Source organism: Flavobacterium sp., assembly GCF_035456225.1.
In the GTDB taxonomy this organism is placed as follows: domain Bacteria; phylum Bacteroidota; class Bacteroidia; order Flavobacteriales; family Flavobacteriaceae; genus Flavobacterium.
Genome location: NZ_DATIDM010000188.1, coordinates 1 through 10,411 on the forward strand (window position 1 = coordinate 1; position 10,411 = coordinate 10,411).

Below are 10,411 nucleotides of genomic sequence, written 5' to 3' on the forward strand. Positions count from 1 at the left end.
TACAGCACATCGGTTATATGCCTGAAGAACGGGGTTTGTATAAAACAATGAAAGTGGGAGAACAGTGTCTGTACCTGGCACAACTGAAAGGGTTGTCTCATTCTGAAGCTAAAAAACAACTGAAGTATTGGTTCGATAAATTTGAAATCGGAAACTGGTGGGACAAGAAAATTCAGGAATTGTCCAAAGGGATGGCGCAAAAAGTGCAATTTATAGTAACCGTTTTGCACGAACCTAAATTGTTGATTTTAGACGAACCATTTTCAGGTTTCGACCCGGTTAACGCCAATCTTATCAAAGATGAAATCATCGAACTGAATAAAAAAGGAACTTCCGTAATTTTCTCTACACACCGAATGGAAAGCGTTGAAGAAATGTGTGATTACATTGCCTTGATTCACAAATCGAACAAACTGATTGAAGGAAAGCTGATCGATGTGAAAAAATCCCACAGAACCAACTCGTTTGAAGTCGGCATCCTATCCGATAATGTGGAACGTCTGATGTATGATCTTACGCAAAAATTCAAGTTGGAACAAACCAATTTCAAGTCGTTAAATGACGAAATCAAGTTGAATGTACAGTTGGAAAGAGCCACTCCGAATGAATTATTACACATTCTTACGCAAAACGGACAGGTGACTCATTTCGTGGAAAAAATCCCAACGGTTAACGATATATTTATTCAAACCGTAAGTCAAAGATAATTGTGAATTTAATCCATAACGCATAACTCAAATGGGAGTATTATCATTAATAATCAAAAGAGAATTTATTGCCAAAGTGCGCAATAAGTCGTTCATCGTAATGACTTTTTTGAGTCCGCTTTTAATTGTCGGGATGTCTTTATTAATTGGTTACCTGGCCAATATGAATGAAGGCGAAGTGAAAAAAATAGCAATTCATGATGAATCGGGATTGTTCAAAAGAGATTTTAAGAACGATAAGGAGACAACATATACTGATTTGTCGGCCATGCCTTTTCAAACCGCAAAGGATACAGCCAGCAAAAATTACGAAGGACTGATTTACATTCCTAAAGTAGCTAATCCGCTGGAGTTGGCAACAAAAGTCGAGTACATATCCGATGACAGTCCGAGTATGGAATTTATCATGGAGATGGAAGATGTAATTAACCACCAGCTTACTCAAAATAACTTAAAAGAATTGGGTTTTGATTCTGCTAAAATTGACAGCGCACAGGTAGAATCCGATGTTCATTTGGCTAAATTTTCAGGGGAAGACAGTCTGAAAGGTTTGAACGAAATCAAAATCGGAATCGGTTCTGCTTTTGGTTATCTGATCATGATGTTCATTATCATTTACGGAAATTTTGTAATGCGAAGCGTTATTGAAGAAAAAACCAACCGTATTATCGAAATCATTATTTCTTCGGTTAAACCTTATCAATTAATGATGGGTAAAATTATCGGAAATTCGTTGGCAGGAATTCTTCAGTTTACGATTTGGGCTATTGTTGGCGGAGTACTTTTGGTAGGGGTGTCGACTTACTTTGGAGTTCAGGCCGGTGCCATGTCTTCAGTTGATCCTTCTCTGGTAAATGCGGCAAAGCAAGAATTGGGAGGAACTATTCAAATGTACCTTCATGAAATATGGAATTTGCCTATCGGAACATTAATTACGTTTTTCATTATTTATTTCATAGGAGGCTATTTCCTGTATAGTTCACTTTATGCGGCAATAGGTGCTGCTGTCGATTCGGAAACCGACTCACAACAGTTTTTACTGCCAATCATAATGCCTTTAATGTTAGGTGTTTATGTTGGATTCTTTACGGTTATGAACGATCCTCACGGAACGGTGGCCACTGTATTTTCGATGGTTCCTTTTACATCGCCAATAGTAATGTTGATGAGAATTCCGTTTGGAGTGCCTTGGTGGCAGTTAACATTATCAGTTGCATTACTTTTTGGAACGTTTTTTGGTGTAGTCTGGTTCGCTTCGAAAATTTATCGTGTGGGTATTTTAATGTACGGCAAAAAACCAACGTGGAAAGAATTGTACAAGTGGTTGAAATATTAGTAAGTTATAAAGTTGCAAAGTTGCAAAGTGACAAAGTTTCAAAGTAACAAAGTTGCAAAGTTTTAAAACCTTTGTACTTTAGTGCTTCAGGACCTCAGAACCGCAAAAAAATGAGTAAAATATTAATCATAGAAGACGAAGCTTCCATTCGCAGGGTTTTAGTGAAAATCTTGTCGGAAGAAAGCGATACTTATAAAGTGGATGAAGCCGAAGACGGTCTTCAGGGCTTGGAAAAAATCAAGAACGAAGATTATGATTTGGTTTTGTGTGATATCAAAATGCCTAAAATGGACGGTGAAGAAGTACTCGAAGCTGTTAAAAAAATAAAGCCAGAAATCCCGATGGTGATGATTTCTGGTCATGGCGATTTGGAAACCGCTGTCAACACGATGCGCCTCGGTGCCTTCGATTACATTTCCAAACCACCAGATTTGAATCGTTTGCTGAATACAGTTCGGCACGCTTTAGACCGAAAACAGCTGGTAGCGGAAAACAAAATCCTGAAAAAGAAAGTTTCCAGAAATTATGAAATGATAGGCGAAAGCGATGCTATCAATCAAATTAAGGAAATGATTGATAAGGTAGCGCCAACCGAAGCCCGGGTTTTAATCACCGGTCCCAACGGAACAGGAAAAGAACTGGTGGCACATCAGTTGCACGAAAAAAGTGAGCGTTCCGGTGCCCCGCTAATCGAAGTAAACTGTGCTGCTATTCCAAGTGAACTGATTGAAAGCGAATTGTTTGGTCACGTAAAAGGTGCCTTCACTTCGGCGGTAAAAGACAGAGCCGGGAAATTTGAAGCAGCCGATAAAGGAACTATCTTTTTGGATGAGGTGGGCGATATGAGTCTTTCAGCGCAAGCCAAAGTATTACGTGCTTTACAGGAGAACCTTATTCAGCGTGTAGGTGCTGATAAAGATATCAAAGTGAATGTACGTGTAGTAGCTGCAACCAACAAGGATCTGAAAAAAGAAATTGCAGAAGGACGATTCCGTGAAGATTTATACCATCGTCTGGCCGTGATTTTAATTAAAGTTCCGGCTTTGAATGACCGACGTGATGATATTCCATTGCTGGTTAATCATTTTACTGAAAAAATCGCGTCAGAACAAGGAACATCGGTTAAGAAATTCTCTTCTGAAGCCATTAAATTATTACAGGAATACGATTGGACAGGGAACATCCGCGAACTCCGAAATGTAGTGGAACGTCTAATTATTTTAGGTGGAACGGAGATTTCTGAAAACGATGTGAAACTGTTTGCTAGTAAATAAAATTATTTCACAGTGATGCTCCAAGAGGATATCAAGATGCACAAAGATTTAAAATAAATTTTGTGAAGCTTCTTTTTCCTTTGCGAATCTCTTCTGTGTAACAACAAAGATATGCGATTAAAGAAAATAAACGAAAAACTGTCCAAGGCTTTAGCCGAAAACGGAATAGAAACGCCAAATGATATTCAGAAAGACTGTTTCGGTACTCTGAAAAGCGGTGCGGACGCGGTTGTGATTATGCCAAAAAAAGGAGGAAAATCAACTACAATAGTGTACACGGTAATCCAAAAGCTTGAAAAAGCCGTTGGTGAATCCACCCGTGCGCTGATTATCGTAAAAGATAAAGAAGCGGTTTTGGAAATGGTGGATACCTTCAAACGATTTGCCTATTACACTGATTTGCGCGTTTTTGGTTCTCATGACAAAGGCGATATCGATTACGATAAAAATCAGATTTCGCTAGGGGTTGATGTTTTGGTTGGTACACCTAACAGAATCAACGCGATGTTTTCCTCTGCAGGTTTTAATTTGAATACCGTAAAAGTGTTCGTGGTCGATGATGCCGATGAACTTTTCAAAATAAGAATGGATGCCATTATTTTGCGTTTGTCCAGCAGTATCGAAAAAACGCAACGCCTTTTCTTTGCGGAAGATTTAACAGAAAGGGTAGAAGCCCTGGCCGATAAAATCATGATTGAACCTTACTTGTTCGGTGTGGATGATTATGAAGACGAAGACGAAGACGAAGAAGCTTACGAGGATTAAGATCAGGTAATAAAAATAAAAAGAGGCTGTCATAAAATGCAGCCTCTTTTCTTATTCTTAACCTTCATTCGTATCAACAATTTTGTTTTTACCAAATAAGTCATTTAAGTTTTCAGCGTTTAGAAAATCTTCCTTGACACCTATGTTTCCAAATGATAAGTCTTTTAGTTTTTAGTGTTTGATTTTTAAGATGTGTAAAATTATTACAAATCGATTTTCTTCAATTCCTCAAAATTCTGGTGAAGTCGTCGCAGCAGGTAGCCGTAAATCAAACGGTAAAACAACCAGAACAAACCGAAGATAACCACAAAAAATATAAATGTAAATCCGACGATTACAATCCAGAACAAGTTGTCTCCACCGCTTTCTGCCGCTTTGTTAACCAATTCATTGATTCGGGCATCGTATTTAAAAGTGGCAACCATAATAATGATAAACGTCAACCCGATCATCCCCAGGTTATACCAAATGTAGTACTGAACCGTTTTTCTGGTTTTTAAGATGCTATTCATTAACGATTTTACGCTATCGTTGGCATTAATGCTTCTGAAATTCTTATAAAACAGATAGATAAAAACGGCAATAACCACATAATTCACGACGGTAAAAACATTCATCAGGGTTTCTATGTGGTAGTTTTCAAGCGTTTTGAAGTAGGTGTCATCAGACGTTAAAAAACTGATGACACTCCAAAGGATGATTTCCAGAACGCTGATGATAAAAATCCATTTCACGATGGAAGACGATTTTTTGTGCAGCATCGCATAGATATCCTGTTCCGAAATTTTCGGAAACTGCGGTTCATTTTTCTTCCAGTCTTTTTTTAATAAATCTAACTCGTCCATTTTTTCCTTTCCTTAGGGATTTACTATTCGTTTTAATTTTCCTTTGATCCTGTTCATTTTTACCCTTGCATTTACTTCACTAATCCCAAGCGTTTCGGCAATCTCTGAATAATCTTTGTCTTCGAGATACATAAAAACCAACGCTTTTTCAATGTCGTTTAACTGATGCACCGCTTTATACAATAACTTGATTTGCTCTTCTTCTTCATAGTTGTAATCGTCGTGGACAAATCGGTGAATTGTACTGTCAAATTCGATGGTGTTGATTGATTTAGTTTTCTTCCTGTAAAGCGTGATGGCTGTATTAAGAGCCACGCGATAAGCCCAAGTAGTAAATTTCGAATCACCCCGAAACTGCGGGAACGCTTTCCAAAGCTGAATGGTAATCTCCTGAAACAAATCCTTATGCGAATCTTCATCAGACGTATATAACCTACAAATTTTGTGGATAATATTCTGATGTTCTTTTAATTGAGAAACAAAGGATTGCTCTAAACTCGAATTCATAAACCATTAGTATTAAATCCTAACCAATTGTTACAATTATTAAATTTTTATTTTCCCTGTTCTTGCCTCTTGTCTCTTGTCTCTTGTCTCTTGTCTCTTGTCTCTTGTCTCTTGTCTCTTGTCTCTTGTCTCTTGCCTCTTGTTTCTTCTCCCTTTCCTCTTTTCCCTTTTTTCTAATCAGATTCTTCGTAACTTTGTTATTCAGCAACTTTGCAACTTATAAAAAATGAACATTCCCAGATCGAGTTTTCCACGCATCGTAATTATAGGTGGCGGTTTTGCCGGAATTTCACTGGCTAAAAAACTTAAAAATAAAAACGCCCAGGTTGTCCTTCTCGACAAACACAATTACCATACATTTCAGCCGCTGCTGTATCAGGTAGCCACCGGTGGATTGGAAGCGGGCTCCATTGCTTATCCTATCCGTAAAGTGGTTCAGGATTACGATAATTTCTACTTCCGTTTGGCCAATGTAAAGGAAATAGATGCAGAAAACAAAAAAGTCATCGCTGATATCGGCGATTTGTATTATGATTATCTGGTAATTGCAACCGGTTCCAAAACGAATTACTTCGGCAACAAAGAAATCGAGAGTTACAGCATGGCCATGAAGACCATTCCGCAGTCGCTGAATATCCGCAGTCTGATTCTGGAAAATTTCGAACAGGCACTTCTGACCAATGATATCAATGAAAGAAATGCATTGATGAATTTTGTAATCGTAGGAGGAGGGCCAACCGGAGTGGAATTGGCAGGAGCTTTGGCCGAAATGAAAAAAGCCATACTCCCTAAAGATTATCCCGATTTGGATATTCGTAATATGGGAATTCACCTAGTTCAGGGGAGCGACCGTCTGTTGGATGCGATGACAGTAAAATCATCTCAAAAAGCAGAAGATTTTCTCCATGGGTTAGGGGTAAGCATCTGGAAAAAAGTGAGAGTAACCAATTACGACGGCAGGACGGTAACTACCAATTCGGATTTAACTTTTGATACCGCGACGTTAATTTGGGCTGCCGGAGTGAAAGGTGCTGTCGTGAACGGATTGAAACCGGAAGCCTTAACCGAACGTGCTGATAGGGTGATGGTAAACGAATTCAATCAGGCATTGGGCTACGATACTGTTTTTGCAATTGGAGATATTGCCGTTATGGCTTCGGAAAAAAATCCGCAAGGTCATCCCATGATGGCACAACCCGCCATTCAGCAAGGGAATCTTCTGGCAGAAAACCTAATCAGAAAAATGCAAAACAAGGAAATGAAACCGTTTGTGTATAATGACAAAGGTTCCATGGCCACTATCGGTAGGAATAAAGCGGTGGTGGATTTGCCCAAATGGCATTTTCACGGCGTTTTTGCGTGGTTCGTGTGGATGTTTGTGCATCTGGTTTCATTAATCGGTTTCAAAAACAAGGCTGTCGTTCTGACAAATTGGATTTACAATTATATCCTGTTTGATCGCGAAGGCCGACTGATCATCCGTCCCTATAAAAAGAAAAACATTCAGAGTTTTACCAGCGACGAAATCTAGCAAACTCAAATCATAAGCTAATTACTAACAATTAGCATCTACATTATTTCAGAAACAAAATATGCAGACAAAGATTAAATTTTCTCCGGAAGAAATCTCGACAAACAGAATAGATAATTATCCCGGCCGACCAACCATTGTTTTTTTGCATGATTCATTGGGTTGTGTCGAATTGTGGCGTGACTTTCCTCAAAAACTGGGTGAAATTACAAACTGTAACGTTCTTGTTTATGACCGACAAGGTTATGGGAAATCGTGTCCGTTTTCATATGAAAAACGGGAGAATCATTATCTGGAACTGGAAGCTGATATGCTGAACGAACTGCTGGATTTCTGGAAGACAGACAAAGCAATCCTGTTCGGACATAGTGACGGTGGTTCCATTGCTTTACTGACTGCGGCAAAACATCCGAAGAAAATTTTAGGAATTATTACAGAAGGAGCTCATGTCCTTGTTGAAGAAGTTACGGTAAATGGTATAACCGAAGCAATCGAACTTTATAAAACCACCGATTTAAAATCAAAATTGGAAAAATACCATGGGGACAAAACCGAGGACATGTTTTGGGCTTGGGCAGGTAAATGGACAACTGAAGAATTCAAGGACTGGAATATTGAAAGCTTCTTGTCATCGATTACTTGTCCATCATTGATTATTCAGGGAGAAGATGATGAATACGGTACTTTGGAACAAGTTGAGAAAATCAATACGCAAGTAAGCGGACATTCATCAAAGTTTGTAATTCCAAACATAAAACACACACCGCATAAGGAAGCTCCCGAATTAGTTCTTAACAAATCAGCCGAGTTTATAGAAAAATTGCTTGCCAAATGAAAGTGTCTGCTATAACGGGTTCTTTTTGTAGTAATTGACCATGATACCAACAAACTTGCTGTAACCTTCCAATCCGTCTTTCTGTTGGTTCATCTTCAGGAAGTTGTCATAAAATGTATGGAAAATCACGTCAATGAATGTTTGGTGACTGTCCCAGAATTTTTCGGTTTCCTCAAAGTTTTTCAGAATTCCAACATGGATTAACGGTAGTAATTCTTTGGTAGAACCTTCTTCAAAGTTTTCCAGATTTCCAAGGCAGTAACGCAATGCGTAAGCATAACCGCAATATCTGAAATGAACATCGTCGTTGTAAATGGTTGCCATATAACCGATGAAATTCGCCTCACTTTCAGGGCCGATACCAATCTGATGCGCCATTTCATGTCCTGTGGTCGTGGTGAAATTATGTAACGGGATGAGGTTGTTTACCTGTGCTTCATTTGTGAACGGATTCAGATAGCCTCCAAATCCCATGTAGGTTAACGGTGTGCTCAACAACGAAGGTTTAACCGAATGATATTCATATTTCAGATAGGGAAATGCTTTAGCCAGATTGTTATAGCCGTTTTGGGTTTTTTCAAAGATCTGTTCCCGGTTAAAAGGTATCACAACTTTTACAGTATCATTTTTTACCAACTGGGAATGAATTGTATTGGTTTTTACAATCATCAGTTTGGTGAAAGCTAACAGTTCTTCCTGGGTGTATTCACGTTCAATATGCAGTTTTTGATACATCGGGATTCGTAAATAATTTACGGCCCACAGTAAATTGAAGAAAAAGTAAAAAACCGATACAAATCCTAAAAGTGTTAAAAGGTTTGATTTCCACTGCATTTTCCAGGTTTTTCGGTTTTTCCATAACCATCGCAGCAAAAAGAAAACGGCAATACAATAGATAATGTCCCCAACAGAAAACGGAATTTTTCCTATTGTGATTCTCGAAATTCTAGCTAACGGCGGATAGAATCCGTTGCTGTAATAACGTTCTACCGTTTCCGGGAAAAAGGAAAGTATCTTTAATCCGATTAGTTGAAAAACAAGGAAAAGTGGTAAAATCAGTTTTCGGTTCATGGAGAAAATTTTGCTAAATATAAAAAATGTAAATTGAATGAAGGAATGAAAGAGTTGTCGTAAATTTGTAAGAAGGGAGATAACTTAAAAAGCGACGCCATGAGAAAGCTGGAAATGAAAAATAAAGTCATTTTGTTTTGCGATGGCAACAAATGCGGCAGAGACAACAAACACAACCGAAAAATGTTTCGCGGACTGATCAAGCAGACTGAAATGAAAGGCGAGGTGAAGATTATGAAAATACATTGCACGGACAACTGCAAATGTGCTCCTGTAGTTGGTTTTCAACCTGATAACGTTTGGTATGGAGAAGTTTCAGAAAAAAAAATTCCACAACTTTTTGAGGATCATGTGGCCCACACCAAACTTCTGAATCACGATAATCCGCAATAAAAATTACGTGATTTTCTCATCTGCAAAGAGGTAAAAACTTTGTACCTTTGACCTGAACCCTTCGGGCGAACTGATGAAATAAACTTTGTAGATAAAAACAACATTAAATAAAAAATATGAGCCAGGAAGTAAGAAACCTTGAGCCTAAACAGCTTTGGAATAAATTTGCCGACCTGAATGCCGTACCCCGCCCATCCAAAAAGGAAGAGCGCGTAATTGCATTTATGATGGATTTCGGGAAAAAATTAGGTCTTGAAACCATTAAGGATGAGGTAGGAAACGTAATCATCAAAAAACCGGCTTCGGCAGGAATGGAAAACCGTAAAACCATCGTGATGCAGTCGCATTTAGATATGGTACACCAAAAAAATAACGATACTGTTTTCGATTTTGATACACAAGGAATTGAAATGTATGTGGATGGTGACTGGGTTCGCGCCAAAGGAACTACTTTAGGTGCCGATAACGGACTTGGAGTAGCAACAATCATGGCGATTTTGGAAAGCACGGATATCAAACATCCGGCAATCGAAGCGTTATTCACTATTGATGAAGAAACGGGAATGACCGGAGCCATGGGCTTAAAAGGTGGTTTGCTTAACGGTGAGATTCTTTTGAATTTAGATACTGAAGAAGATGACGAAATCGGAATCGGTTGTGCAGGTGGAGTGGATGTTACGGCAACACGTCAGTATAATGAGGAAGAAGTTCCGGAAGGTTCTGTGGGTTATACCATTACTGTAAAAGGTTTGAACGGAGGCCACTCCGGAATGGATATCGACAAAGGTTTGGGTAATGCCAACAAAATCATGAACCGTTTATTGTTTGACGGATTTGAAAACTTCGGTTTACAGATTGCGGAAATCAACGGAGGAAGTTTGCGTAATGCGATTCCGCGTGAGAGCGTCGCCAAAGTAATCATTGCCGGAATGTACGATGAGGCTTTTGTTTTTGACATGCAGGAAGTAATCAACGATATCAAATTCGAATATAAAACGACAGAGAAAAACCTGACTATCGAAATCGTTAAATCCGAGTTGCCTTCAAAAGTAATGGATTTAGGCGTGCAGGAAGGTCTATTGCGTTCGATTTATACTGCCCATAACGGTGTTTATAGAATGAGTGCCGATATGGAAAACCTGGTGGA

11 protein-coding genes are annotated in these 10,411 nt (G+C 38.8%); 8 read left to right on the forward strand and 3 right to left on the reverse strand.

What is annotated here, in order from left to right:
- From VLB74_RS11295 to VLB74_RS11310, 4 genes are all read left to right on the forward strand, one after another.
- Positions 1-707: ABC transporter ATP-binding protein (locus VLB74_RS11295; RefSeq protein WP_325203561.1), on the forward strand; the 707-nt coding region annotated here is incomplete at its 5' end.
- 31 nt (positions 708-738) lie between these two features.
- On the forward strand, positions 739-2,043 hold the full coding sequence (locus VLB74_RS11300; protein ID WP_325203562.1) for an ABC transporter permease: 1,305 nt from the start codon (positions 739-741) through the stop codon (positions 2,041-2,043).
- A gap of 110 nt (positions 2,044-2,153) precedes the next feature.
- Complete coding sequence (locus VLB74_RS11305) at positions 2,154-3,317, forward strand: sigma-54-dependent transcriptional regulator (RefSeq protein ID WP_325203563.1); 1,164 nt, start codon at positions 2,154-2,156, stop codon at positions 3,315-3,317.
- Between the two features lie 111 nt (positions 3,318-3,428).
- Positions 3,429-4,082 carry a DEAD/DEAH box helicase gene (locus VLB74_RS11310; RefSeq protein WP_325203564.1) on the forward strand — a complete coding sequence of 218 codons (654 nt, stop codon included), beginning with the start codon at positions 3,429-3,431 and terminating at the stop codon, positions 4,080-4,082.
- 203 nt (positions 4,083-4,285) lie between these two features.
- On the opposite strand, the gene VLB74_RS11315 is transcribed toward VLB74_RS11310, so the two are convergent.
- Positions 4,286-4,927 carry a hypothetical protein gene (locus tag VLB74_RS11315; RefSeq protein WP_325203565.1) on the reverse strand — a complete coding sequence of 214 codons (642 nt, stop codon included), beginning with the start codon at positions 4,925-4,927 and terminating at the stop codon, positions 4,286-4,288.
- Positions 4,928-4,939: 12 nt separating this feature from the next.
- Positions 4,940-5,434 (reverse strand): RNA polymerase sigma factor, encoded by a 495-nt coding sequence (locus VLB74_RS11320; protein ID WP_325203566.1) that lies wholly within the window; start codon positions 5,432-5,434, stop codon positions 4,940-4,942.
- A 226-nt stretch (positions 5,435-5,660) separates the two neighbouring features.
- Between VLB74_RS11320 and VLB74_RS11325 the strand changes: the two genes are divergently transcribed.
- A complete protein-coding gene (locus VLB74_RS11325) occupies positions 5,661-6,965 on the forward strand; it encodes an NAD(P)/FAD-dependent oxidoreductase (protein ID WP_325203567.1) in 1,305 nt (434 codons plus the stop codon).
- 61 nt (positions 6,966-7,026) lie between these two features.
- Positions 7,027-7,800 carry an alpha/beta fold hydrolase gene (locus VLB74_RS11330; protein ID WP_325203568.1) on the forward strand — a complete coding sequence of 258 codons (774 nt, stop codon included), beginning with the start codon at positions 7,027-7,029 and terminating at the stop codon, positions 7,798-7,800.
- A gap of 9 nt (positions 7,801-7,809) precedes the next feature.
- On the opposite strand, the gene VLB74_RS11335 is transcribed toward VLB74_RS11330, so the two are convergent.
- Positions 7,810-8,871, reverse strand: a complete 1,062-nt coding sequence (locus VLB74_RS11335) for a DUF3810 domain-containing protein (RefSeq protein ID WP_325203569.1) — start codon at positions 8,869-8,871, stop codon at positions 7,810-7,812.
- Between the two features lie 99 nt (positions 8,872-8,970).
- Between VLB74_RS11335 and VLB74_RS11340 the strand changes: the two genes are divergently transcribed.
- Positions 8,971-9,264 carry a (2Fe-2S) ferredoxin domain-containing protein gene (locus VLB74_RS11340; protein ID WP_325203570.1) on the forward strand — a complete coding sequence of 98 codons (294 nt, stop codon included), beginning with the start codon at positions 8,971-8,973 and terminating at the stop codon, positions 9,262-9,264.
- A gap of 116 nt (positions 9,265-9,380) precedes the next feature.
- Positions 9,381-10,411 (forward strand): beta-Ala-His dipeptidase (gene pepD, locus VLB74_RS11345; RefSeq protein WP_325203571.1); only part of this gene is annotated, 1,031 nt, incomplete at its 3' end.